Source organism: Phycisphaerae bacterium (genome assembly GCA_035275405.1).
In the GTDB taxonomy this organism is placed as follows: Bacteria; Planctomycetota; Phycisphaerae; order UBA1845; family UTPLA1; genus DATEMU01.
Genome location: DATEMU010000015.1, coordinates 309,719 through 334,838 on the forward strand (window position 1 = coordinate 309,719; position 25,120 = coordinate 334,838).

Annotated in this window: 24 protein-coding genes; 16 read left to right on the forward strand and 8 right to left on the reverse strand. The window is 62.2% G+C overall.

Annotated features, from left to right (window positions below):
* Positions 1-318: 318 nt before the first annotated feature.
* Positions 319-2,412, forward strand: coding sequence for a hypothetical protein (locus VJZ71_19060; protein HKQ50183.1), 2,094 nt, complete (start codon positions 319-321; stop codon positions 2,410-2,412).
* A gap of 44 nt (positions 2,413-2,456) precedes the next feature.
* Positions 2,457-4,523, forward strand: a complete 2,067-nt coding sequence (gene sppA / locus VJZ71_19065) for a signal peptide peptidase SppA (GenBank protein HKQ50184.1) — start codon at positions 2,457-2,459, stop codon at positions 4,521-4,523.
* 266 nt (positions 4,524-4,789) lie between these two features.
* Here sppA and neuC read toward each other — a convergent pair whose 3' ends face one another.
* Both neuC and VJZ71_19075 read right to left on the reverse strand, forming a co-directional pair.
* Positions 4,790-5,968 (reverse strand): UDP-N-acetylglucosamine 2-epimerase, encoded by a 1,179-nt coding sequence (gene neuC, locus VJZ71_19070; GenBank protein ID HKQ50185.1) that lies wholly within the window; start codon positions 5,966-5,968, stop codon positions 4,790-4,792.
* Positions 5,965-7,167 (reverse strand): tetratricopeptide repeat protein, encoded by a 1,203-nt coding sequence (locus VJZ71_19075; GenBank protein ID HKQ50186.1) that lies wholly within the window; start codon positions 7,165-7,167, stop codon positions 5,965-5,967. The genes neuC and VJZ71_19075 overlap by 4 nt, the downstream gene beginning before the upstream one ends.
* Before the next feature lie 186 nt (positions 7,168-7,353).
* On the opposite strand from VJZ71_19075, the gene aroA reads away from it, so the two are divergent.
* A complete protein-coding gene (gene aroA, locus VJZ71_19080; GenBank protein HKQ50187.1) occupies positions 7,354-8,646 on the forward strand; it encodes a 3-phosphoshikimate 1-carboxyvinyltransferase in 1,293 nt (430 codons plus the stop codon).
* Between the two features lie 220 nt (positions 8,647-8,866).
* Here aroA and VJZ71_19085 read toward each other — a convergent pair whose 3' ends face one another.
* Entirely contained in the window at positions 8,867-11,398 is a 2,532-nt protein-coding gene (locus VJZ71_19085; GenBank protein HKQ50188.1) for a HEAT repeat domain-containing protein, read from the reverse strand.
* Positions 11,399-11,954: 556 nt separating this feature from the next.
* On the opposite strand from VJZ71_19085, the gene VJZ71_19090 reads away from it, so the two are divergent.
* The 3 genes from VJZ71_19090 (at position 11,955) to VJZ71_19100 (ending at position 14,370) form a co-directional block, all read left to right on the forward strand.
* Positions 11,955-13,124 (forward strand): hypothetical protein, encoded by a 1,170-nt coding sequence (locus tag VJZ71_19090; protein HKQ50189.1) that lies wholly within the window; start codon positions 11,955-11,957, stop codon positions 13,122-13,124.
* 216 nt (positions 13,125-13,340) lie between these two features.
* A complete protein-coding gene (locus VJZ71_19095) occupies positions 13,341-13,601 on the forward strand; it encodes a hypothetical protein (protein HKQ50190.1) in 261 nt (86 codons plus the stop codon).
* A 52-nt stretch (positions 13,602-13,653) separates the two neighbouring features.
* Complete coding sequence (locus VJZ71_19100; GenBank protein HKQ50191.1) at positions 13,654-14,370, forward strand: biliverdin-producing heme oxygenase; 717 nt, start codon at positions 13,654-13,656, stop codon at positions 14,368-14,370.
* Positions 14,371-14,382: 12 nt separating this feature from the next.
* On the opposite strand, the gene VJZ71_19105 is transcribed toward VJZ71_19100, so the two are convergent.
* The 4 genes from VJZ71_19105 to rsmA form a co-directional block, all read right to left on the reverse strand.
* Complete coding sequence (locus tag VJZ71_19105) at positions 14,383-15,087, reverse strand: HAD family hydrolase (protein ID HKQ50192.1); 705 nt, start codon at positions 15,085-15,087, stop codon at positions 14,383-14,385.
* Positions 15,088-15,111: 24 nt separating this feature from the next.
* Positions 15,112-16,509 carry a GTPase gene (locus tag VJZ71_19110; protein ID HKQ50193.1) on the reverse strand — a complete coding sequence of 466 codons (1,398 nt, stop codon included), beginning with the start codon at positions 16,507-16,509 and terminating at the stop codon, positions 15,112-15,114.
* 107 nt (positions 16,510-16,616) lie between these two features.
* Positions 16,617-17,078 (reverse strand): acyl-CoA thioesterase, encoded by a 462-nt coding sequence (locus VJZ71_19115; GenBank protein HKQ50194.1) that lies wholly within the window; start codon positions 17,076-17,078, stop codon positions 16,617-16,619.
* A gap of 18 nt (positions 17,079-17,096) precedes the next feature.
* Positions 17,097-18,029, reverse strand: a complete 933-nt coding sequence (gene rsmA / locus VJZ71_19120; GenBank protein HKQ50195.1) for a 16S rRNA (adenine(1518)-N(6)/adenine(1519)-N(6))-dimethyltransferase RsmA — start codon at positions 18,027-18,029, stop codon at positions 17,097-17,099.
* A gap of 96 nt (positions 18,030-18,125) precedes the next feature.
* Here rsmA and VJZ71_19125 point away from each other — a divergent pair, with 96 nt between their 5' ends.
* The 8 genes from VJZ71_19125 to VJZ71_19160 all read left to right on the forward strand — a co-directional run bounded on the left by VJZ71_19125 (position 18,126) and on the right by VJZ71_19160 (position 23,361).
* Positions 18,126-18,599, forward strand: a complete 474-nt coding sequence (locus VJZ71_19125; GenBank protein ID HKQ50196.1) for a helix-turn-helix domain-containing protein — start codon at positions 18,126-18,128, stop codon at positions 18,597-18,599.
* Between the two features lie 20 nt (positions 18,600-18,619).
* Positions 18,620-18,952 carry a hypothetical protein gene (locus VJZ71_19130; protein ID HKQ50197.1) on the forward strand — a complete coding sequence of 111 codons (333 nt, stop codon included), beginning with the start codon at positions 18,620-18,622 and terminating at the stop codon, positions 18,950-18,952.
* Positions 18,953-19,022: 70 nt separating this feature from the next.
* Positions 19,023-19,361, forward strand: a complete 339-nt coding sequence (locus tag VJZ71_19135; protein ID HKQ50198.1) for an STAS domain-containing protein — start codon at positions 19,023-19,025, stop codon at positions 19,359-19,361.
* Between the two features lie 66 nt (positions 19,362-19,427).
* Positions 19,428-19,751, forward strand: a complete 324-nt coding sequence (locus VJZ71_19140) for a hypothetical protein (protein HKQ50199.1) — start codon at positions 19,428-19,430, stop codon at positions 19,749-19,751.
* A 74-nt stretch (positions 19,752-19,825) separates the two neighbouring features.
* Positions 19,826-20,962: a PilT/PilU family type 4a pilus ATPase gene (locus tag VJZ71_19145; GenBank protein HKQ50200.1), complete on the forward strand. Its 1,137-nt coding sequence runs from the start codon at positions 19,826-19,828 to the stop codon at positions 20,960-20,962.
* A complete protein-coding gene (locus VJZ71_19150) occupies positions 20,914-22,299 on the forward strand; it encodes a S41 family peptidase (protein HKQ50201.1) in 1,386 nt (461 codons plus the stop codon). The genes VJZ71_19145 and VJZ71_19150 overlap by 49 nt, the downstream gene beginning before the upstream one ends.
* A 72-nt stretch (positions 22,300-22,371) precedes the next feature.
* The gene (locus tag VJZ71_19155; GenBank protein ID HKQ50202.1) at positions 22,372-22,935 is read left to right on the forward strand and encodes an elongation factor P; all 564 of its coding nucleotides are present in this window, start codon (positions 22,372-22,374) and stop codon (positions 22,933-22,935) included.
* A gap of 81 nt (positions 22,936-23,016) precedes the next feature.
* Positions 23,017-23,361: a YbjQ family protein gene (locus VJZ71_19160; GenBank protein ID HKQ50203.1), complete on the forward strand. Its 345-nt coding sequence runs from the start codon at positions 23,017-23,019 to the stop codon at positions 23,359-23,361.
* Positions 23,362-23,369: 8 nt separating this feature from the next.
* Here the strand turns inward: VJZ71_19160 and VJZ71_19165 are convergent, their stop codons facing one another.
* Positions 23,370-23,843, reverse strand: a complete 474-nt coding sequence (locus VJZ71_19165; GenBank protein HKQ50204.1) for a hypothetical protein — start codon at positions 23,841-23,843, stop codon at positions 23,370-23,372.
* A 176-nt stretch (positions 23,844-24,019) separates the two neighbouring features.
* Here VJZ71_19165 and VJZ71_19170 point away from each other — a divergent pair, with 176 nt between their 5' ends.
* Complete coding sequence (locus VJZ71_19170) at positions 24,020-24,565, forward strand: sigma-70 family RNA polymerase sigma factor (protein HKQ50205.1); 546 nt, start codon at positions 24,020-24,022, stop codon at positions 24,563-24,565.
* Positions 24,566-25,108, forward strand: coding sequence for a zf-HC2 domain-containing protein (locus tag VJZ71_19175; protein ID HKQ50206.1), 543 nt, complete (start codon positions 24,566-24,568; stop codon positions 25,106-25,108). It abuts the gene before it with no gap.
* The last annotated feature ends 12 nt before the right edge of the window (positions 25,109-25,120 follow it).

The following is a 25,120-nucleotide window of genomic DNA, read 5'->3' on the forward strand; positions in this document are numbered from 1 at the left end:
TTCGGCGTCTCACTCGTTGGGGCATGCGGCTGGTTCCCGTTTGGCATCCCCATTATCCGCAATTGTGCGGCTTCCTGTCCACAGTGAAGGCGACCCAGTGACGCCGTTCCCATGTTTGTGCGAGCCTCGCCGCCCTCGTTCTTCAGGCGGCGGGGGAATTGGGCGAAATAGTCGAAGAGACCGGGTGTAGGACGGCCGCGGCCGGAAATATCGCCGCTTCCCGCTGACGGGGCGCGGCTTGGCCGGGATCGCCTATAATGCTGTCAGCCTACCGATAATCCGCGGTTCCGTGCATCGGGACCCCTGAGGGTCGAAAGAATGTTGTTTCGATGGTGGCGAGAAGTCTCGATGTGGGCGGCTGTTCTTGGTCTGGCGGCGCTGACCGCCGGAATCTGCGTGGCCGGGCCGATTACCGAAACCGATACGCCCACGAAGTCAACGACTACGAAATCCAAATCGGCGGGCGGGGACGAGAAGAACGAGGTCGCTCCGCAGGTCGAGGTCTATATCCCATCCGTCGCGCGGCTGGCGGTGGAGATTCAGCGGTCACGCACGGCACAATTGTATCGCGCGCTGTCCGCGCTGGTGCCGATGCCGGTGGATGAGACCGGGGAGGGATTCGATCCGCAGGCCGTGCTCGCCCTCGTGAAAAAGACCATGGCGTGGACCGATACGTCGGTCTCTTTCTTCACGTATACGCAAGATCGGGAGGGACGACCGCGGTGGATTGTCCGGCTGGACTGGCCGCTGGACGATCTGCGGCGTCGTGTAGGCGAGATTCTCAACGATGAGGCGGCGAAGAAGATCCTCAAGGACATCGAACTCAAGCAACAGAAAGACGGGTCGTACCAGATCGAGTCGCCTGACACGGTCCTTGCCATTTTGCGAAAGACGGAAGGCGGATCGATCGTGGCATCGACCGCCGGGCTGGAACCACCGGAGCGGGCGTTCGGTCAGAAGCCGGAAGGCAAGAAAAAGTCGAAATCGTCCCTGGTTTACTGCCTGCTCAATCTTGCAGGAGAAGACGAGGAGCAGGGCAACTCGATGTTTTCGCAAATCGCGGGGGTCAGTGATATCCGCTATGCCGCCTCGGTCGGCGAGGATGGGCTGTGGAACGAGCGATTCAATATCCGCTGGAATCCGTTCGTCGGAATGGCGCTCAAGACGATGTTCAAAAAGGCCGGCGCGTCCTTTCAATGCCCCAAAGAGGCGTTTGCCGTGGCGGCCATTCATCTGGGAATGGCGGAGGGCATGGCGGACGGGCTGACGGGTTTGCCTACCGGCACCATTGGTTCGCGGGCCGACGGGGAATTTGCCATCGCCGTCGTGCCGGGCGGGGGCTTTTTGCCGATCCCGGATCTTTTCTATCAGTTCCACGTGCGGGGCGAGGACAAGATCGTCGAGGCGATCCGCAAGGCGATGCGCAAGGATGCCAAAAAGCGCAAAGAGGACGATCGACTTCCGGCCTGGCGCGAAGAGAAGGTGGGCGATCGCGTCGTGTTTTGGCAGGACCCTTCGGTGGACCGCGGCGGCGGACTGTCGCTGATGAACTACCGCACCGTGGTGTTCTTCGGGAAAAAGAACAAGGACGCAGACGACGAGAGCGGCAGTCAGTTGATCGTGGCACAGACGTCGAACTGGGCGGAGGATGCGGTGGGGCGTTGGGACGAATTGTCGGCGCGGGAGAGTCTACGGATGCGCGTGCCGACCTCCGACAAGGTGCATTGGCAGGCGGTCATTCATTGGAAGGAAATCTACGAACTTGTTTCTCCTTACCTGACGCTTGCGGCCGGCATGGGATCGGAGGTTGCGGCGGCGCCGGACGCGGAGGAACTGGGCGACGCGCTGGCGGATTCGACGATTAACATTCAGATTCTCTACGCGGGCCTGGATGCGCGGCATACGGGGCCTTTGCCTTTTGGGGCGGCGTATGTGCCTGCCGTCGCGGCCATGTCTTTGTCTGAGACATCGGGCGGCGGCACGGAGGCGGACCGCGAGCGGATCGCGTGCCGCAATCTGCGTGTGTTGCACCACCACGCCAAGTTATTCAAGAAGGACTATGGGCGGTGGCCGGCGACGGTCGCGGAACTGGACGGCTACGTCGACTTTTCATCGCATCCGTACTTGCTATCGCTCCAGCCCAAGGATGACGGGTTCCTGGGGGGGTTCGTGGCGATCTTCAAGACCGGTGCGAAGAAAAAAGCGAGCGAGGATGCGGATGAAGAGGAAAGCGACATCAATGATTCGTTGTATGAGATCGACTGGTCGGAGCATGATTGGAAGCTGCGGCTGCGGGCCGATGAGTTCGTGAATTACGCGACGATTTATGTGGATGCGGAGGGGGAGATCCACCGGGTGGAGAAGAAAGAAAAGAAGAGTAAAAAGACCAAGAACAAGCTGGCGAAGGGCTGATGCGCCTTTCGCCATTGGACTGTTGAGATTCAAGGAGTGTTGCCATGCGTCGTAATCTGATTGCGTTCTTTGCCGCGATGTTTGCGTTGTCGTTGTTTGCCGCGATGCCGGCGAAGTCGTGGGCCGGGCGATGGGATGAACCCAAGAAGGAGAAGAACAAGGAGGACGAGGATTCAGCCAAGGAGTCCGACGATGACGAGGCGGAGGAGGCCGACGAGGACGAGGATCAATCGGCCGACAAGGATGAGGCGGACGACTCGGACGAGGACGACGACCAGGATGCTGCGGACGACGACGAAGATGATGCCGCCGAAGTCAAGGAAAAGTCCACCGAGAAGTCCAAGGAAGAGAAGAAGCCCAGCCCGATCAAGAAGCTGCTCGAGGTCAAACTCGACCAAAACCTGATCGCGGCGCGAGCACTGAATATCCCGCTGCCCGGCAAGACGCGGACGGTTCGGGACCTGGTGACGCGGTTTGAGAAATGGGGCAAGGATGACGAGATCGGGGCGGTGATACTGAATCTCGACGGAGTGTATCTGTCCATACCCGACGTGGAGGAGTTGCGGGCGGCGGTCCTTGAATTACGCAAGGGCGGCAAGAAGGTCGTTTCCTTTTTGAACACGGGCGCGCCGAACGATTACCTGCTCGCCTGTGCGACGGACGAGATTGCGGCTGCGCCGACCGGCAGCCTGACGATCCCGGGCCTGGGCCGATTGTTTCCGTACATGCGGGGCATGTACCAGATGCAGGGGATCGAGTTCGACGTGATCACGGCCGGACGGTTCAAGTACCCCGGTTTCATGACCCAGCGCGAGCCGAACAAATACTTCCACGAGGAATTCAATGCGATCCTGGACAGTTGGTTCGGGGATTACGTGAAGTTCATCGCGGAGGGGCGGAAGCTGGATGAAGAGAAGGTGAAAGAGGCCATCGATCTGGCGCTCATGAATGCGCAGGAAGCCAAGAACCGCGGGTTGATCGATGTGATCGCATATTACGACGAGTATCACGAGCGCGTGGCCAAGCGGATGAAGTACAAGAAGTCGAGCGAATTCGATTCGGATTTTTCGAAGGTCACGTCGTTCCAGGATTTGCTGACGGCGTGGCAGAAGAAGGTCAAGGAGGCGCAGGAGAGTTACAAGCAGGTGGGGCCGAAGATCGCGATCCTGAATGCCCGGGGGCCGATCATTGATGTCAGCCTCGGGTCGTCGTATTCGTCCATGTTGATCATGCGGGATGAGTTCGTGAAGACGATCGAGGAAATCCGCAAGAACAAGACGATCCGGGCGGTGGTGCTGCGGATCGACAGCCCCGGCGGCAGCGGCTACGCGTCGGATGTCATCTGGCGGAAGCTGCGGGAATTGGACGAGGAAAAGCCGGTCGTTGTGAGCATGGGCAGCGTGGCGGGCAGCGGCGGGTATTACATTGCCTGTCCGGCACGGTTGATCTATGCGGAGCCCACGACGATCACGGGATCGATCGGGGTCCTGGGTATCCTGCCGAACCAGGCCTCCGCGCTGAGCCGGTCGGACATCAACATCGACGAGATGAAGCGCGGGCAGCGGGCGACACTCGGATCGGGCCACTGCGACCTGAAACCGGAGGACCGCGAGCTGATTCAGAAATACATGCTCGATTTTTATGAGATCTTCCTGGATCGCGTCGCGGCGACGCGGAAGATGCCGAAGAACGAGGTACGCAAGATCGCGGAAGGCCGCATTTACACGGGGCGGCAGGCGCTGGAGATCGGTCTGGTCGATCGACTGGGCGGGCTCAAGGATGCGATTGCGGCGGTGCGAGAGATGGCAGACATTCCGCCGAGCGCGGAGATCAAGCTCGTCGAGTATCCCAAGCCGGCGACGTTTGGTGAGTTTGTCGAGGGGATTTTCGGGGCTTCGACCATGATGGAAATAATGAGCCAGACACAGATGTCCGTGCCGACGGTTACATTTGACACGCAGTTGCGCTTCTTCGCGCGGCGGATAGAGCCCTTGTGCTGGATGGCGATTCCTGAACTGGATGACGTGTTACAGCGCTCCAACCCGCGGGACGCGTCGCTGGATTTGCTCGGGCTGCCGAAGGCAGAGCCGCGGCTGCTGCCAGCGCCATAGAGGGCGGGTTGTTATCGAGGTTTTCAAAAGGCCCGGTGGCTCAAATGGCTGCCGGGCCTTTTTTTGTCATTTGCAATTGGGCAATGCGATGGGTGGAACGCTCGGACTCCACCAATGCCGGCTGAAGCCGGTTGAAAAACAAAAAAATTGAGGTGCCGGCTCCCACCAGCTAAAGCTGGTGGCAAAAACTGACTGGTTAAAGCCGGTCAATGACGACGGAACGCCTATGGAGGCGAGCATGCCTGCCTGCTGCCTTGATTCGCTTGTTACCTCCAACCCTTCTGAAGGAGCGGATGGCGATCGGGCAGCGTTTTCAGGACATCCAAGATGCGCTCGGCGGCGCGACCGTCGCCGTAGGGATTGACGAGATCAGCGAGGGTAGAACGAAAGGCGGGAGAGATGACCTTGGCGATTGCGCGCTCGATCCCTTTTGCGTTGGTCTCCGTGTGAATGACGTTTTTGGGGAATATGCGGCCACGTTGGCGGTCGCCGATGTTGACAACGGGCAGGCGGAAGGAGGCGGCTTCGAGGAGACCGGCGCTCGAATTGCCGACCAGTGCGACGGCATGGGAGAGGCAAGTCCAAAATTCATCTTGCGACAGGGAGGGCGTGCAGGCGCGACGCGGGCGCGCGGCGGCGAAGTGGCGCAGACGGGTTTGAAACGCGGCGTGGCCGACGTCAGCGTTGGGTCCGATCATCAAGAGGTTGATGTCGAGTTTGTCGAATGCTACGAGCAGTTCGTTGATCTGTTGGTCCGGCGGCACGGGTGAGAGCGTTTCGGGATGGAAGGCTACGACGACGGTCGGCTGGGTCACGTCAAGCCCGAGGCGCGAGGAGAGGGCGTCGGCGGGGAGGGGTTTGAAGGTGCGCATCGCGTCGAGGGCCAGGGCACCGACGACGTGGATGCGCCAGGGCTCTTCGCCCATCGCCTCGATTTGGCGGGCATGTTCGGGCAGGGCGGGGAAGTGAAGGTGCGACAATTTCGTGATCGCGTGGCGGCATTGTTCGTCGTAAGCGCCGAGGGTGGCGTCGCCGCCGTGCAGGTGGGCGATGGGGACCTTGTGAATGAGCGCCGCCAAGGCCGCCGCGAGCATCTCCGTGCGATCGCCGAGGACGAAGACGAGGTCCGGCTGGTGTTTGTCGATTGCACTCGAAAAGGCGATCACGGCCTGACCGGCCGTACGGGCAACGTCGGCCGGCGATTCTCCCGGGACGAAATGCTCGACCGGGACCAGTTGCAGTCTTGCGTGTTGTGGGAGATGGCCGGAAGTGCTGCCGAATTCGGCGGATTGGTGATTGCCACCTACCAGGCCGATCGTCTGGCCGTGAAATTCGTTTGTCAGGGCGCTGAGGAGCGGTCGATAGATGCCGGCGTCGGCGCGGCTGGTGGTGATGACGGCGATGGAGTTGAGCCAGGGGGTCGGGAAAGGAACGTCGCGGTTCACTCCATGCGGACGCGCGCCGGCGGAGCGGTGGGGTTGTTGGCCAGTTCCTCGAGCCGTCGAAGCTGCAATCGCAAGGCCTCCGCCTGGGGAGAGTCGGGGAATCTTTCAATCACGCGCCGGGCAAGTTCGGCGGCCTCTATATATCGACCGTGGCGGACAAGGTCCATGATTTCCGCTTCGAGCTGCTGGCGTCGCTCGATGTCGGCGTTGTTTTCCAGGGTGGGAATTTGCAGGAGGATGGCCTCGGAGTCGGGGCAGCCGGGGAAGCGCTCGACGAAGGTGCGGGCGGCGGCGAGGGCTTCTTCCCAGCGGCGTCGGCTGACGAAACGCTGAATCTCCGCGGACATTCGGCGGCGCTGTTCCTCCTGGAAAATGCCGTGCTCGCGCTCGATGCGGATGAGGAGATTGCGGGCGTCGGCCGAGTCGGGGTGGCGCTGCTGGAGCTGCTGGGCCAGATGGCGGGCGCGCTGCCAGGCGGAGATGCTGATCAAGTCGTCGACCTGCTTGGCGACCGAGCCGACGTCTTCTGCTTCGTGCTGCTCGCGCGAGGATTCAAGCTGCTCGGCAATTCGGTCGGCGCGGGGATCGGCAGGGTACTTGGCATGAACGGCCTCGGCCAACTGGCGGGCGCGGGCATAATCGCCTGCGGCGAGGTGCGCTGAGACGCCTCTCTCGGCCTGGTCCAGTTCCTGTTCCGCCGTCTGTTGGCGTTTTTCCTGGCGCTCGGCTTCCGTGAGCAGGCTGTTATCGCGGATGTCCTCGAGAAGGCGCACGATTTCCTGCCACGGGGGCGGGGGAATCCTGGCGGCGACGTCGGATTCCGAGGTGAGTTCCACGATGGTCTCGTCGCCAGGGGAAGGCGGCTGCGGGGCGGTTGCGGGAGGCGCGGGGGCCGGACCGATTTCGTATTGATATCGTTCGACGCGCACCAGGGCGGAATGCAAATCTCGCAGGACGCGCAATATGAGAGAGATCCCGATGAGAAGGCCCGCGGAGGCCAGACCGATGGCGAGATAAAGCGAGAGGATGGCGAGGTCGACGGCCACGTGTGATGGCGAGGAGGCCGTCGGCGCGAACATTCTCAGAACTCCGGCGACGACGAGCAGCGCCAGCGTGGCCATCCCCAGCCCGGTGAGCAGGGGGTAGCCGTAGAGGCGAGAGATCAGCCCGTTTTTTGATGTATCCGGGGGTTCTTTCATGGCAGGTCTGGTAACGAGGTCGGCCGCGGCGGGAGCACGGGTTATCGTCGAGGCCCCGACCCACTGAATGTTATACGGGCGGGCGGGCGAATCAAGCGGGCCCGGGTATCGGTTTGATGCGTGGAAACCCGCCGATGACGGCTGCTCCACATGCGAGAGCTGCGCGCATCCAGTAGCATGACGGCGATGGCTCCGCAACGCGAGATCATGATTCGTCCCCTGGGGCGACCCGTCGATCGAACGGTGCGGCTTCCCGGCAGCAAGAGTCTGACGAATCGGGCGCTTCTCGTCGCGGCGATGGCTCGGGGTCGGTCGGAACTGGACGGCGTCCTCCAGGCTGAAGATACGGAACTCATGGCGGACGCTCTGGCTGGTTTGGGCGTCCCGGTGTTGATACAGCGGAGCGCACAGCGCGCGGCGGTGGAGGGCCGCGGCGGACATTGGCCGAATACCGAGGCCAATATTGAATGCGGCAACGCGGGGACGGTGATCCGGTTCGTGACGGCGGCGTGCGCGGCGGGGCAGGGCGACTATGTGCTCGACGGCAGCGTAAGAATGCGACAGCGGCCGATCGGCGCGCTGGTCGATGCGTTGCGCGATTTAGGCGCGCAGATTGGATATGGGGAGCGCGAGGGATACTGCCCGCTACAGGTGCGGGCGCGCGGCTTGCGCGGGGGGACGGTGGTCTTTGATCGGCCGGTCTCCAGTCAGTATGTGTCGGCGCTGTTGATGGCCGCGCCGCTGGCAGCCAATGATGTCATGATCTCGGTGGAGGGGGCGCTGCCGAGCGATCCATACGTGCGGATGACGCTCGGGGTGATGGAGGCGTTCGGCGTATCGGTCGTGGAAGATCAGATGCGGCGGTTTGTGGTGCCCGCACCGCAGGTCTACTCCGCTACGCACTATGCGATCGAGCCCGACGCCTCGGCGGCTTCGTACTTCTTTGCGGCCGCGGCGTTGACGGGCGGAAGGGTAACCATTGAAGGGTTGGGGTCCGGGAGCGTGCAGGGCGATATCGGGTTTGTGAATCTGCTGGAGCGGATGGGATGCCGCGTGGCGATGGAATCACAACAGACGACCGTCTGGGGGACGAGGGAAGGGTCCCTTGCGGGGATTGACGCCGATCTGGGGGCGATGCCCGACGTAGCGCCGACGCTGGCTGTGGTGGCGGCGTTTGCCGCAGGACCGACACGAATAAGAAACGTCGCCAATCTGCGGATCAAGGAGAGCGATCGGTTGGCGGCGCTGGCGACGGAACTGGGCCATTTAGGAGTTCCCACAGAGCTGCACGACGATGGGATTACGGTGGCTCCGGTGACTCGTCCGGTGGCGGGGAAGATCGATACGTACGGAGATCATCGCATCGCCATGAGTTTCGCGTTGGCGGGGTTGAGGATCGATGGCGTGGTCATCCGTGATCCGTCGTGTGTCAACAAGACGTTTCCGGAGTTTTTTGGGCGGTTGGCAGAATTGGGATAACCAGGGGGCGGTGCGGAAAAAAAATGAGGCGCAACGAACGGATGAGCGGCAACCCTTCCGCTACTTTAAACTGCGAATCATTCGCAGTAGCACGCATGGGTGCTCGTCGACAGGTTGCGAAAACGCGCCGGGTGGCGAGTTCTCTTCGCAACAGTCGCTCGCTGCGCCTAATGATGTATAGCACAAGAAATCGAAAAATGCAAGGAGATTCAGCGGTCCGTTATAGTTCACTGGAGTTCTTGACGGTGTGAAGGCCGATTTTTTTTTCCGCGGGAGCGGATGTGCTGGTATGGGGCGGCGACACCAGTCCAGCTTCCGGCGCCGCGCATTTGTCGCGGAGATCATTCAAGGAGGCCGTCCTGTTTTCAGGAGTTGTATCGGCCGAATATCCTTCCCATTTCGGCGCAAGTCGGCGCGCGAGACGGACCAGACGCTCTTCCTCGTCGCTCGTCGAAACAGATTCAGGGGCTCCCGCCAGCTTTTGATAGATGCGCGAAAGCACGGCCTGCGGGTTGTCCTTCATGAGCCGGGCTTCTGCATCCGGGTCGCCCGCCAGTTGGGAGAGGAGACCGTCGATGACGTTATCCCGTTTGGCCATCGCCCTGGTACGCCAGACCGCCAGGTCCTGCGCGAAGTCCGGACCGGCGCTCTCGGCAAATTCCGCGGAGAGCATGGTCAATTTCAGCGCCGACTCCAGGTCGACGGCATCGTCGGCCGCGGTTATGCGCGCCTCCAGTTCGTCGCGCAGGGCGCGGGTGAGCGGCCGAAGGTCCGTAAGCTCGCCGTTGATGGGCTGGCCGTCCGAGAGTTCCATGAGGCGGCGAACCGCGTGTTCGTCTTCGCGGCCCTTCAACAAGGCGGCCACGCATTCTGTTGAAATAGCCGCGTAGCGCGGGCTCTCCAGGTCCCTGAGAAGGCTGGTCGCCTGCTCCAGCGTCGCCGCGGCGCCGCTGAACTCGGCGAGTTGTAATTGAGCGCGGGCGGTCTTTTCCAAAAGTACAAGGCGTTGGTCGTCGGAGAGCGATTCGTAGGCGACGGCATCGGCCCTGAACGTCTTCAGAATATCGAGTTGCCGGCGCTGGGCGATCTTGTCATCCGGGAGATTGTAGGAATCCGCCACGGCGAGGCGCTTGTCGGGGGCGGCGTGTTGCAGGACGGCGAGAAAGGCATCCCAGGCCCGCTGCCGGACGGCGAGGTCCGGCTCCACCTCGGGGTTCAGGAGGCGCGACAAGGCGTCCAAGTCCACTTCCAGACGGCCGCATTTTGCGAGGGCGTCCACGGCCGCGAGGCGAAGCTCCGGTTCGGATGATGCCAAGAGCGGTCGCACCATCGGAGCGACGGCAGCGTCACCGCCGGCAGCCAGACCGATCATCGCCGCGCGGCGAAGACCGACGTCATTGTCTGCCCGTAATTCACGCTCGAAAACAGGCCACAGACCCGGCGCGTCGATATTGGCCATGGCCATCAGGAGTTTTTCGCGTAGTTCCGCATCGGACGTGGCCACCTTTTCAAAGCGCTCCAGGAGGACGCGAGCAATCGCGTCGGATACCTGCCGTTCTGCACGGCCTCTCCGCGCCAGGTTCCCCAACGCGGTCGCCGCTTCGACGACGACTATCCCGGATTCGTCCGTCAGCCTCTCCGTCAGTACAGGTATCGCCAGAAGATCGTCCAGTCGGCCGAGGGCGGCCACCTGCGCCGCGCGGACCTCATCCACCAGTTCGCGGCCGAGGGCATCCGTCAGCCTGGCCAGGCCGACGCTTAAGCGAAGGTCACTGACCATCCTCGCGGCCCTCATGCGCACTTTTGGATCGGGATCCACCAACGTGCCGGCTACCAGCGGCTTCAGTGCCGGATCGATTTCCTTTCGATCGGTAATCAGATCGTTAATCAAATCCAGACCCAGCGAGCGGACGGCCGGCAAAGCGTCGGTCAGGAGGGACTTTAAATAGGGCGGGCGGGCGGGTTCCGGAGTTTGCAGGTAGAATTCGCGATAGGAGGCGGTCAGTCGCCGGGTTAACTCCGTTTTTTCGCCGGAGAGGGCGCGGACCTGACCATTGCGGGCATTGCTGACCGTGCGAAGCCACTCGACGGTCGACATTTGCGAGTGTTTTTCCCACCAGTCCTTCGCAGCGGCACTATCGGGGTGGGCGATGCCGGTGGCCTGCGAAAACGCGGCCAACGCGGCGCCCTGAACGGACCGACTGGGGTCGTCGAGCAGGATCCTGAGAACGGCGACGGCGTTTTTTTCATCGCCCATCGAGCCCAGGGCGGCGATTGCCGCCAGGCGTTTCGGCCTCCCCTGAGACGACTCCACGGCCGCGGGCCGGAGCCGTTCCACGACCTGACTGCGATCGAAGCGTTGAAGTGCGGAGACAAGAACATCTTCAAGGCCTGGCCGTGGATCGCCCAGCAAGTCAAGAAGCGGTTGGAGGAGGGCGGGATCGGCTTGCGGACCGTCGATGAGGGCCGCGCAGACCGCGACCTGCGCAGGGAGGTCGGCGGGCTTCTGCCGGAGTATTTCGGCAAGCGCATTCGAGGCGTCGGGTCCGCCGATTTCCAAGAGGCGCAGCGCGCCAAGCTTCCTGGCATCGGCGGTGTTATTACCCTTGATTAGGGCCAGGTTCTGGTCGGTTTCCCGGGGACCGGAGGTCGGGGAGCTCGTCGGTTTGGACGGGTTGCGCGGCGGCGTGGGCCAGGCGGGCGCGGCGGCGGCCTCGTGAGCGATGCTCAGGAGCACGAGCCAGCATGCCAAAGCAAACTTCACAATGATGACAGTCTTTCTTCGGCTTCATCCGCCGGGAGCCCGGATTCAGCCGAGGCGTGGACACAGGAGACATTACCCACGTTGACAAGCACTATCGTTTTAGCGTTCCAGAGATACATCGTCAATCGTCGGGCCGAGTTTCGGCACCTTTTTTTTGAAAATGGGGTTCGTGCAACATCGTCCGATTCAATGTCTGACCGTCGACGATGTGATGTTTAGACACCTCACCGTATTTGGCGTTGGGAGGTTCCAGCGGCGAGGGAGGCAAGCCCGGCAAGAAAGCCTTTGCTATCATGTCCCCGGCAAATGGCGGATAGCCTGTCCCATTGAATCGGGGTGAGGACAGGGCGGAATGGGGCGAGAAGCCGATGGAAGTGGCGGGGGCCATAGGGATCAGATACAGGGTGCAACCCCCGGCCCTGTAATGAGTAAAAGGGGACAAGGAGTGGGGGGATTTGCCGGTGTTGGCGAGTTAACGGGTCGCGTATAATCTGGACAAATGATGCGATTAAAAGATCAACTTATTAAGCGGCGCGGGTTAGAAATGATCTGTTGGTTGCTGGGCGCAATCCTGGTTGCGATCCTGATCAATCCCGTTCAGGGCCAGACGCCTACCGAGCCGGTGGTGGAAAAACCCCCGTCCCACCCACCGACGGCGCAGACTCACCCCAATAATCCGGAACTCTGGAACACCGAGCAGATGATGGAGGATGCCGTCCTTCAAATCTCGCGGCGCTACAACCTGAACCAGGATCAGGAAGATTACACGCGACATCTTCTGGTGAACCGCGTGACGGCTTTCCTGGAGAAGTACGAACCGGAGGTCCGGGAACTACTCAAGGAATCCATCGACTTGCGGGCCGGGAAAAAGGCCGGAACCCCGCAGGCCTATGCCAGTTGGGCGATCCGGGCCGCGCCGCTTTATGCGGAGGCGCAGAGGGCCATTCTGGAAGGCAACCAGGAGTGGCGCGACATCCTTACGGACGAGCAGAAGAAGACCCACGACGCCGACCTCTCCCAGATGAGGTCCAATTTCCAGAACGTCGACCGGCTGCTGGAAGGATGGAAGGAGGGCAAAGGAAATGCGATGCTGGCGCAGGCCAACCCCAGAGTCCAGTCCGGCAGCAATGCGACGACCCAGCAAGGACAAGTCTCAGAGGCCCAGCCGCCGATCGTGCAGCGCCAGCCGGAAGACAATTGGCTGGCCTACGTCAATAAGTTCATCCAGACGTTCAAGCTGGATGACAAGCAGTCGATCTCCGCCCGCGACAAGATTTACAAAGATCTTCGCGACGAGGTAGTCAGGTATCGCGAGAAGAACAAGGATGAGTTCGCGCTCCTCGATTCGGAAGCAAAATCCGCCAATCCCAAGCTCAAGCCCCGGGAACTTGAACAGCGAAGGGGGGAGCTGGAAAAACCCATCCAGGAAAAATTCGTCCTGCTGGACAGCCGGCTGCGGCAACTGGTGGATCGTAAGCAGTTGGCGGAAGCTGATCCCGAGAAGAAGCGGGATTTGGAATCCATGTTCAAGATGTTGTCCGGGCAAGGCGGAATGAAGATGCTCAAGACTGATTTGACGCCTCCGGCCAGGCCGGTGCCGTCGGCGGATATCAAGGGTAAGGTGCCGGCGGGTGGCAAGACCGGGCCATCCGCTTCGCCTCCTCCGCCACCGACGACGCAAAGCGTTCCTGCGCCAGGTACTGCAAAGCAGTAAGGTGCAGGACGATCCTAACCCGTCTTCTTGACAGAAGTTGAAACTCGAAGTTCCGTTCTTCCTCAGAATCCGGTTGGCGGCTTTTTTCAGTTTTTTGGGCTTGCAGGACTTCGTCGGTTCCTTAGAATTGAATTTGAGACTGAGTCTCAACTAGCCGGCCCCTTGTTCGGGGGGTTTGGGTTTACCGGTTGGAAGTTCAAAGCCCAGGAACGGAACGTGGCGGAGTCGAATAGCCCACAACCTTCGAAGTCTGAGATTTCAACCGGCACCTTTCCGGGTGACGAGGCCGGGCTTCCCGTTTGCCGCGAGGCGTTGACGGTCGCCGGCGAGTGCGGGCGGGAGCAATGCCGGGCGTCGTGCCGCGTGGTTCGATGGGTGCGGCGGTTCGGCGTGGCCGGATTCTTGTTCTTTCTGGTAAAGGGACTGCTGTGGTTGATCGTCCCGGCCCTGGTGGCACGGGGACTTTGGAATTCGTAACCGCGCGAAGGCGGTGCCTTCCCGAGGGGGAACGAACGATGTGGAGGAACACATGAATGCAACTATGACGGATCACAATGCGTCGATCATGCTTCGATTGAAGGAATACACCCAATCGCTTCACGACGCGACGGAGGATGGGGCGTTTAATCAGGAACTGGTCAAGGGCCATTTGCCGCGCGAGCGCTACGTCGAGATGCTGGCCCAGTTGTGGCTGATCCATCGCACGCTCGAGGGGCAGCTCCGGGCTCACGCCGGGAGCGTGTCGGCCTTCCATGCGGTCTTGCGAGATTACCAGTATCAAGAGCCGTATCTGGCGGCCGATTTGGCATTCTTCGGGCGCACGCTCTCAACCATCGAACCGTTGCCGGCGACCAAGCGATTGATGGACCGGATCGACGCGATGGCGGCCAACGAACCGGCCGGTCTGCTCGGGATGCACTACGTCTTCGAAGGAAGCAATAATGGCTCCAAGTTCATCGCCAAGGCGGTCCGGCGGGCGTACGCGCTGGATGGGGATGGGACGCGATACCTCGATCCCTACGGCGAGAATCAGCGGGCGTATTGGCAGCAATTCAAGGATGACATGAACGCGGTGGTATTTTCGGCGTCACAAACGGACGCGATCCTCCAGGCGGCGGGCGCAGCGTTTGAGGGAGTGATGCAGTTGCATAAGGAATTGCAGGAATCGCCCGCGACGGCGAACGCGGGCAGTGTGTCGGCGCCCGCGAGCGCGCCGAAGTGCCCGTTTCACGCCGCGGCGCGATAGGGCTCGTCGGTTTCAATTCGGCTTGGCACCGTTAATCAACTCGGCCAATCCCATGAGGTCTTCGAATTCGTGATTCGGCACGTGCGTGCCGATGTCGTGGATGCGGTGCGCGCGGTTGACCCAGCCGCTCTTGATTCCCGCGACGAGGGCCCCGCCGACGTCGCTGTGCAGCGAATCGCCGACGTGGATGACGCGATCGCGGCGCCAGCCGGTCTGACGCAGGGCCAGTTCGAAGATGGCGCGATCTGGCTTGTAGGAACGGGCATCCTCTGAAGTGACAATGTGATGCACCTTCACCTCGCAGCGGGCCAGGGCCATTTCGGCGTCGGCGCGGTCGGCGTTGGAGACGATGCAGATGGGGATCGTGACGGCCTCGATGAATTGCTTGACCTCGGGCTGGAGCGGCGGGTGCTTCCAGTAGTGCTGGAGCTTGTGCGCGTAGCGCGTCGCCTCCACCTCCACGCCGAGGGCGGTCATCGTCTCGCGAAGGGTCTGGATCTCCACGTCGTAGAGCGTTTTGAAGCCCGGACCGCTGCAAAAATCCAGGGCGTTAAAGAACCGCTCACCCCAGGTGACGCTCAGTTCGTAGGCAGAGAGTGACAGCGCGTGGTCGCGGACGATCTCCTCGCAAACCGTCTCGACGGCCTGGCGGTCGCCGGCGGTCAGTGTTCCGTAGAGGTCGAGGAAGATACCGTCGAAGGGCATAGGCAGTGACATTAGAGGCATGATACTCGAAAGCGGCTATTTTCCGACGCAGAAGCGGGAGAAGATGCGGCCGAGGAGGTCTTCGGTGTCGTCGCGACCGACGAGGGTGGCGAGGGCGGCGGCGGCGGCGTGGAGTTCGGCGGCGATGAGGTCGGCGTCGGTGAGGGAGTCGCCGGCGCGGCCGGCGAGTTCGATGGCGCTGGACAGGCAGCGGAGGGCGTCGTCCAGGGCCTGGCGGTGCTCGGCGACGAGAGCGATGGCGGCGTCGTTGATGGTGACAGGCAGGTCGCGAAGGGCTTGGGCAATGCCAAGCTTTAGGGCTTCGCAACCATCTCCGGTTGCGGCGCTGACGAAGTAGGCCGAATGAGTGGATTTGTTGGCCAAGAGCCGGCGGAGTTCATCTTTTTCTGGGTCGCCCAAAAGGTCGCCTTTGTTGACGACGATGAATGTCGGCTCGGCGGGAGCATCGCCCTCCCAGGGCTTGGAAGCGTCAACGATCTTGAGGATCAAATCGGCAGATTGGATGGCGGCGCGGGCGGCGGATTGGGCGGCGTAGTCGAGATCGGTGGTCGGGTCGTCGTGACCTGCAACGTCCATGAGCAAACATTCATGGTCGCCCAAGTCGAGCGGGGCGGTGAGGACGTCGCGGGTGGTGCCGGCGATCGGGGCGCAGATGGCGCGGTCGAGGCCGGTGAGGCGGTTGAGAAGGCTGGATTTGCCGGCGTTTGGCGGACCAGAGAGGAGGACGCGGGGGAGTTCGCCCCAGCGTTCGGCGCGGAGACCGGCGGCGGCGGTCGCGTCGAGCGCACCGCGTATGGCGTTGAGTCGCCGCCGGAGATCGTCCGGGGTAATGAATTCGATGGGCTCATCGGCGAAATCCATCGCTCCCTCTACGAGCGATAGCAGGTCGGCGAGTTCTTCGCGGGCGGCGAGGGCGGTGCGGGAGAGCGCGCCGTGCAGGAGTCGGGCGGCGGCCTGTAGTTGGTGATCGGAGCGGGCGGCGATCATGCCGGCGATGCCGTGGACCTGGGAGAGATCGAGGGCACCCGCGAGGAAGGCGCGGGCGGTGAACTCGCCGGGTTCGGCGGAACGCGCGCCGGCGGCGAGGAACTGATCGAGCAATAAACCGAGGACGCCCGGCGCGCCGTGGAGATGTAATTCGACGATGTCCTGTCGGGTGAAGCTGCGGGGGGCATTGAACAGGTATGCGCATGCCGGCAACGATGTCCGGCCGATGGAGACATGCCCGACGAGTGAAGCGGCAGGTCTCGAAGACTCGACCTGCCCTACATTGGGTTCGAGCGATTCGGAAGAGTCGGCATGGAAGAAACGGGCGGCGATGGTACGCGCGTCCGGCCCGCTGAGGCGGATGATTCCGCGCGGGGCAGCGCCCGGAGGCGAGCTGATGGCGACAATGGTGTCGTCGAGGTTCATGAACTAATCATAAGGTCAGGTAGAAAAACGGCAGGTCTCGAAGACTCGACCTGCCCTACAAAAGGCTCGGCGGGAGCCTCGCCCTCCGTCACCCACAAGGGATAACGCTATGGGCCGGTGCCACATAGATCGCGTTCCGCGTTTCTCCAACGGGTCTGGGATGAGGACGTCTCGTTCGACAGCGGCGTCAGACCGTGGGGAACCGACCGTCCCTCCTCGTCGACCGAGCAGAAGAGGAATGTCCCCGTCGCGACCGGCTTGGGGTCGTCCTTGGGCTGGAGCTTGCGGGCATCGACGCGGATGCCGATCGTAGATTCGCCGATGTAATCGACGCGGCCGGTAAATTGAATGATCTCGCCCAGCCGGGCGGGGGTTCGCATCGACAGGCTGCGAATGGACATGAAGACGATGGGCCGCGGCTGGTCAAAGCAGTTCTCGGCGGCGATATAGGCCATTTGCACGCACCATTCGACGCACCGACCGGCGTAAAGCGTGTGGTGGTGGTTGAGGTCTTCGCTCTTGACGAGATAGGTGGTGGTGATGGACGGGGGCTCGGGGTTTTTGTTCATTGTGCGCCTTGTGCCGGATCATGCATCGCCGGAATTGCGAGTATAACCGTCGGGCGAGGAGGCGTCACCGACGGCCTGAAAAAGATGAATCCACTGTGAAACCGTGAGTGTCTCCGGTCTTGATCTCGGGTCGAGATTCATCGCGGAGAGGGCCGCGAAGATGTCATCTGCCTTGGAATGCGACCGGGCGAGGTGGCCCATCGTCTTTCGGCGGTGGAGGAAGAAGGCGCGGACGAAGTGGGAAAACGCGATGGGATCAACGATGGGCCGTTGGTTGCGGGGAAGCGGATCGAGGCGAAGCATGGCCGAGGCGACGTTGGGCGCCGGCCAGAAGGCCTGCGGCGGGACCTTGGCGATCCGTTCGCATTTGCAGAGGGCCTGGGCGATGATACTGATGGGTCCATAATCGGAGCAATCGGGTTGGGCGAGGAAGCGATCGGCGACTTCGGCCTGCACCGTGAAGCAGAGCCGAACGAGCGGCAGATCGGCGAGGAGGAGGTCGATGACCAGCGGCGTGGCGATGTCGTAGGGGAGGTTGGCGACGAGTTTGAGCGGGGCCGCGGAGTTCCTGGTGTTGAGCCGAATGGCCTCGAGGAGTTCCGGGGCGATGACTGACTTTCCGGCCAGGGCGTCCACCTGCAGGAGCGTGGCGTTGGGAAACGGGGCGATCGCCTTGGCGGCCAGCTTGGCGATTGCGCTATCCACTTCAACGGTCAGGACGCGGGCCCCCGTCGCCGCGAGCAGGCCGGTCAGGCTGCCGGTGCCCGCGCCGACTTCAAGGATGCAGTCCGTAGGAGCGATCTCGGCGGCTTCAACGAGGCGTTTCATCAGGTTGCGATCGATGAGGAAATGCTGACCGTAGCGCTTGCGCGGGGAGATTCCGGCCTGGTCCAGGAGCGATCGGATCGTCGATTGCGTTTGAAAAGTGTCGGGGTTGGTGTCAGGGGGCAAGTGGATGCTCCGATGGTGCGGACGGATTATAATCGCCGCCGGAGAGAATTCGGGGGAAAAGGTGTTTGGTCCTTGGGGATGCCAGAGGAGCGCGCGATGGAATCTCACGAGGTGTTGCGGGAGGCGGCGGAGAAGGTCGGCGTCAAGGCGTTGGCGGCGCACCTTCGGCTGAGCCCGGCGCTGGTGTACAAGTGGTGCGAGGAATCCGAGACGGACGACCCCGACGCGAGCGGGACGCGCAATCCGCTGGACCGATTGCGAGACATTGTGCAGGCGACGGGCCATATCGGGGTGGTCGGCTGGCTATGCCAGCAGGCGGGCGGCTTCTTCGTGCACAACCCCGACGCCAAGAGCGCGGACATCGATACCGATCTCCTGCAATCGACTCAGCAACTCGTGCTGGGGTTCAGTGAGCTTCTAAACGAGGTCAGCCAATCCGTCGCGAATGACGGCGCGATTACAGCCGGCGAGGCGCGGAAGATTCGCCGGGAGTGGGAGGACTTGAAGACGACGGCGGAGACGTTTGTCGTGGCGTGCGAACGCGGGGTCTATCGCGATCCGAAGCGGTAGTATTTACAGGACGGCTGTGCATGGCGCGACGGCGGAATTCAATTATCTGGTTGTGTGTGGGAGCGATGGCGGCGTGGCCGGGCTGTTCGGATGTGGAGAACTCGTCGGGCGACCGAACGACGATGAAGATGTCCGCCGGTCGGTACAACCAGGGCTACAAGGACGGGATGCGCGACGCGAAGGCCTCGCTGTTCGAGGACAGCGGCGGATGGATGTGGCTGTGGATGGTGGAAAAGGAGTATCAGGACGGTTACGATCGCGGGTGGTCGGACGGCCGCCAGATGGTGCGGCTCCAGAATCAGAAGAACGAAACGGACGCACTCGACGCGGAGCAGCGCGAGGAGCAGGAATAGGAACCCGCCGGGCGGCGAAAGCCGAGGCCGGGTGAGTCGAAGATCCGCCGCGGCGGAATGCGAGGGCACGATGAAAGTTACCGTGGAAGAGCGATGTGGCGTAAACGTGGTTCACCTCGGCGGGACGATGATCGGCGGGGAAGAGAGCAATTGGGTGGCCGAGGTGACCAAGCTGGTGGATCAGAACAACGCCAAGGTCGTCCTGGACCTTGCCGGCGTTACCTACGTAAGTTCGGCGGGACTGGGCGACCTCGTTCGCGTCACGGCCCTGGCGAATACGCGGCAGGCCAAGCTGTCGCTGGCCGGTCTGCTTCCCTTCGTCGACGGCGTGCTCAAGGCGACGCGGCTCGATCGATTCTTTGATATTTGCCCCGACGTCGATGTCGCGATCAATCGCCTGAGCCAATGAAGCCGTCTTGGTCCTTTGGCCCCCCGTCATTGACGGGGGGCTAACTTCGTGATCGCTGGAGCCGCCATGGACCAGCTCCAATCGTTCGGGCTGAACATCCACATCTTGATCGGAATTCTGATGGTGCTGGCCATCGGCATGGTCCTCGTGATCGCCGTCTGGACGGGCGTGAAGGTCTGGCTTTTCCGCAAGCAGCAGGAAGACGCCAAGCGGAACGAGCGGCGCAGCAAGATTGGGCGCGACGGCTGCGCCCTGCCGCCGCGCGGGGCCGGTTTCTGTGAGAGGTGTCAGAAGGCCGGTCAGGTCTTTCACCTGCCGGATGGGCGGCGGCTGTGTGAGACCTGTTACGAAACGCATGGGCATAGCGCAACGGCGGCGGTCTCACCCTAGCCTTCGTCGTGCGGGCGGCGTAAGCTAATAGGGAGCCTCGGAAAGACCCTGCCACGGTACGGGACCCGCCGAACATGCCTCCTTCTTCCGCGATCGACACCAAAGTGTACGCCACCGACGGCGACCGAAAGTTGAGCATGAAGGACCTGCTCGACTATTTCTCGCAGCTTGGGCGGATGCGCGTGTCCGATCTGCACATCAAGGTCGGCTGCCCGCCGGTCTATCGGGTGGACGGCAGTTTGCAGCGAATGAAGGGTCCGCCGATGGACGCTCCGACCGTCGAGGCGCTGTGCAAGACGCTTCTCTCGGACGGCGAGATCAAGCGGTTGAAGGAGAACCGCTCGACCGACAGTTCGTGCATGACCGAGAAGATGCAGTTCCGGCTGAACTTTTTTCACGACAACGAAGGCATCGCCATCGCCGTGCGGGCGCTGGAATCGACTCCGCCGCCGGTCGAGGAGATCGGGTTTCCCAACGGCATCTGGCGCGACATTCTGCATCGCCAGCACGGGCTGGTGCTCGTCACGGGCATTACCGGGGCGGGAAAATCCACGACGATCGCCTCACTGATCGATCGGATCGCGCAGACGCGACCGTGCCGGATCATCACGCTGGAAGATCCGATCGAATACCGGCTGACGAGCAAGGCGGCGATCATCTCGCAGCGCGAGGTGGGGCGCGACGTGCCAAGCTTTGAACGGGGCCTGCGCGATTGTTTGCGCGAGGATCCGGACGTGATCTTCGTCGGCGAGATGCGCGACCGGGAGTCAGCGTCGTGGACGTTGACGGCGGCGGAGACGGGGCACCTGGTCTTTTCGACGCTGCACACACGGGATGCGCGGGGGACGGTTACGCGCGTGCTGGATATGTTCCCGCCCAATCAGGCGGACGAAGTGGCCAGCCAGCTCTCGCTCGGGCTGGGGGCGATCATCTGCCAGAAGCTGATCCCCAAGGCGGCGGGCGAGGGGCGCGTCGTGGCGATGGAGATCCTCAACAACATCTATGCCGTCGCGAACCTGATCCGGCTGGTGAAGACCGAACAGGTGTATTCGCAGATGCAGACGCGGACGAAGGATGTGCCGGAGGAGCGGATGACGACACTGGAGCGCTCGCTGGCCATGCTGGTGCGGCGGGGGCAGATTACGCCGTTGGAGGCGGAGAAGTGGGCGAACAATCCGTCGGCGTTTATGGAAGAGATGCAGCGGACATGATGTCAGCGGCTAAGGCTCCTTGGGTCTTTCTCTTCGCAGTCCTCGCAACGACAGCGGCCGCGTACGCCGCGCCGCCGTCGGTCGTCAAGGCGATTCCCGATAACGGCGATGCCGACGTCGATCCGGCGCTGACGGAACTGCGGATCGAATTCGATCAGGAGATGGATGAGACGGGATGGTCTGTTTGCGGGAGCGGCCCCACGTTTCCGGAATCGACGGGCAAGCCCCATTTTGAAGAGGGCAGGGTCCTTGTCGTCCCCGTGAAGCTTCAGCCGGAGCATTCGTACAGTTACAGCATCAACTGCCCGTCCGCGATGAATTGCCGAAACAAATCGGGCGAGGCGGCGGAGACCTACCCCATCTCGTTTTCGACGGCGAAAGTCGGAGCGAAGCCCGCCAAGAATCTGTCCAAGGCGGTCAACAAAAAGTCCGTGGCGGAACTGCGCCGGCTGATCGACGAGGAGTATTCGTACCGCGACCTGCACAAGGTGGACTGGGGCAAGCGGTTCAAGGAGTTCGGGCCGAAGTTGACGGCGGCGGCGACCGCCGCCGAATTCGCGCGACACGCGGCCAAGCTATTGGCCCCGGCGAAGGATGTACACCTGTCGCTGCAAGTCGGTCATGTCCCGTTCGCTACTTATCAGCGGCGATACACGCCCAATTACAAGCTCGCGCTATTGGAAAAGACCGTCCCGCAATGGCAGAAGCGGAGCGAGTTTGCCTACACGGGCCGATTCGATGACGGGATTGGCTACCTGTTGATTACGACGTGGGGTCTGGCACAGCCTTCTGACTTGGAGCCGCTTTATTCGGCCCTCGGCGATTTCGCCGACGCCAAGGGGCTCATTATTGATGTGCGTCCCAATGCCGGGGGAAACGAGACGCTGGCCCGGGAGTTCGCGGGCTGCTTCGTCGCCAAGGCGGCGGTCTATTCTAGGAATAAGAGCCGCGACAAGGAGGCCAAGGGCGGATTCGGCAAGACGTTCAAGCGGAGCGTGCGGCCCAACAAGGACAAACCGGCGTTTAAGGCCAAGGTCGCGGTGCTGATGAGCGAGGGGTGCATGAGCAGTTGCGAGTCGTTCCTCCTCATGATGCGGCACGGCGCCAAGGCCAGGTTGATCGGCGCGAAATCGTACGGGAGCTCCGGCAACCCGCAGGCGCACAAGCTGGCAAACGGCGTTTTTGTCTTCGTACCGTCGTGGAAGGACATGCAGCCGGACGGGACGGTGATCGAGGGCAAGGGCATCGAGCCGGACGTGACCGTCACACCTAAGAAGGGCGATTTCAAAGAGGCCGATCCCGTGCTTGACGCGGCGCTCAAATTTCTTCGCGAGTAGCGGCAATACCTAAGTGTTGCAGGCGGCCTTCGGCGCGGGGTATGATGTTCCCGGCGCAACCGGAGGCCTGTCATGGCGAATATCCCCTTGCAACGCGGGATGTGGCTGCGGCATCAGGGCCATGTCTATCAGGTTGTCGATTTCAATGAGCGGCACACCGGTAAGCAGAAGCCGACCGTCCACGTCGCCCTGCGCGACATCCGTGACGGACACCCGGTCGATCGGACCCTGGACGATCTTCTGCCCGTGCAGGAGGTCGAGCACGCGATTCGGCAGATGCAGTACCTTTATGCGAAAGGCGACGCGCTTGTGTTCATGGACAGCGAGACGTTTGAGGAGTTTGAGATCTCGCGCGGGCAACTCGCGGGCCGGGACGGGTTCATTGTGGAGGGCGGGGACTATCGCGTGGTGCATCTGGAAGGACGGCCGATGAGCGTCGAGGTGGATGATATTGTGACGCTGAAGGTCAAGGTGACGGCGCCCGCCGGGCATTCGGTCGGAGGGGCCTCGAATGTTACGAAGGAGGCGACGCTGGAAAACGGTCTGGAAGTGCGTGTACCGCTCTTCGTTAAGAGCGGCGACGCGATACGGATCGATACGCGGACGAAGACGTACGCGGGCAAGGACCATGGGTAGTAATGCGGAATGCGGAATTGGGAATACGGAATTGACGAGGGCCACTGGCTGAATGCCTGTGCCACGTAGGAGCAGAGTTTGATGGCGCTGTTTGTATCGACAACGTTCACGTTTGAGGGCTATCGAATCAAGAAATACCTTGGGGTGGTACGGGGGATCATCGTCCGCGCGCCGACGATATCGCAGGGGATTTTGGGCGGGCTCAAGTCGATCATCGGCGGCCAGATCGGGGCCTACACGGAGATGTGCGAGCAGGCGCGGCAGCAGGCGTATGAATTGATGGCGGATCACGCGGCGGCCTTGGGGGCGAACGCGGTCGTTGGGTTTCGCTACGACGCGTCGGATGTCGGGGGGCGGGCCAGTGCGACGGAAGTCCTTTGCTATGGCACGGCGGTCGTGATCGAGCCGGAGAGCGCGGCAGCGTAGTGCTGCATTCATGTCCCGTCGCGCGATTTGCGTTGCGGCCCGGGGCCGGCGTCCAACGTCGCAAAATTTTCGGGCAGTTTGTGCGAGGCCTTCCAGCGGGACACGAACCATTGCGGGTCGCGGCGGTATTCATTGATCACCCGCCAGGAATAGGGCCGACCGCATTCGGGGCATCGGTAATTGTCCGGAAGACCGGTGAGGTTGTAGCCGCAGTGGATGCAGAACGGCTCGGTGCGGGCCTTGGTGGCCTGGCGGAAGGCGTAACCAATTAGCGTAACCGCGACGCCAGCGGCGAAGAGCATGAATTTGAAGCCGAGCGGCACGATGAGGTTGGCGAGCGGCGGAAACCAGTACGCTGCGACGGCGAAACCGATGACGCCGATGGCCGGCAGGAAGAAAATCCATCGCCAGCCGAGGTGACGCAGACCGTCCTGCCAGGTCGGTTGCCACCAGGCGATCTCTTCGCCGGGTCCGGCCTTCATTTCGCCAATCGCGGCATGCATTTCCGGGGGGAGTTGGCGTTCGAGGGGACGGTCGTCTGGCGGAATGGCGGACACGCTGGATTAGAGGCCGGATTCGCAGGGCCGTCAATGATTGCGGGGCCGAGAGACCACTTCGGAGGCAACCGCGAAAAATATTCCCGGTACAACTAAGCGCTTTGCCCTTCTTCGACAGTTCATTTCTGGAGACGGACCCAGGCGGGCCGACCGGTGCGATGGGCGATGTGGAAAAAGACGCTCCGACCGGTGGGCTGGACGAGCTTCGGCGTGGGATGGTCCGTTTGGCCGTCAAATTCGTGTGGAACCGGGATGATGCGGAGGAACTCGTGCAGGAGGCGTTCAAAGTCGCGGCGGCACGTGGGCCGGGGACTGGCGAGGAACGCTTCGGGCCGTGGATGGTGCGGACGGTGACCAACCTTTGCCTGAACCATCGTCGGAAGCGAAAGCCGGAGCCGCTGCAGGCCTGGATGGCCGTCCCGATGGAGGGCGGTCCGGCGGAGGCGGCGGAAACGGCTGAGCGGCTGGAGCGACTTCGCGCGGCGATCGATCGGCTACCGCCGCAGCAGCGAGCGGCGTTGGTGATGCGGACGATGCAGCAGATGGAGTACGAGGAGATCGCCGCTGCGATGAAGTTGTCGGTTTCCGCGGTTCGGGCGCATGTGCATCTGGCGCGGCAGCGGCTGGCCGGATGGATGGGTGAGTAGATGGCCGATGAAAGAACCTGCAATGAGATTCGCTCGCTGATGGCCGATTGGCTCGACGGCGAGCTGTCGGCGGCGTTGAGAGTGCGCGTCGATGAGCATCTGGCCGCCTGCGATTCCTGTCGGGCGGCGTTTGATCAGATGCAGGCGATGGGCGGCGATTTGGCGCTATTGGGACGCGCGGGGGATCGGATGGCGGTGGGCGCGACGCAGCGTGTTCAAGTAACGCCAACTTGGAGCCGGGCATGGGTACGGGCGGCGGCGGTGACCTTGCTGGTTGCCGGCGGCGTTTACTTTGCAGTCGCACGGCGCGGAAACGTCGAACCGGTGGCGATCGTGGAGCGGACGCCCATTCAAGGAGAGTCACTCCAACCGGACCGGCCGGCGATCGTGTCGCCGGGTGAGTGCAGTGCGCCGGGCCGCGCCGCGGTGGCACTGGCCACGAGCAATCCGCGCGTGCGGATTGTCTGGCTTTTTGAAGATTCGGACATAAGTGAAGGGAGTACGGAATCGAGCGGCGGGGCAAGGCCTCGACCGCAAGGGTAGTTCTTTTCAGGA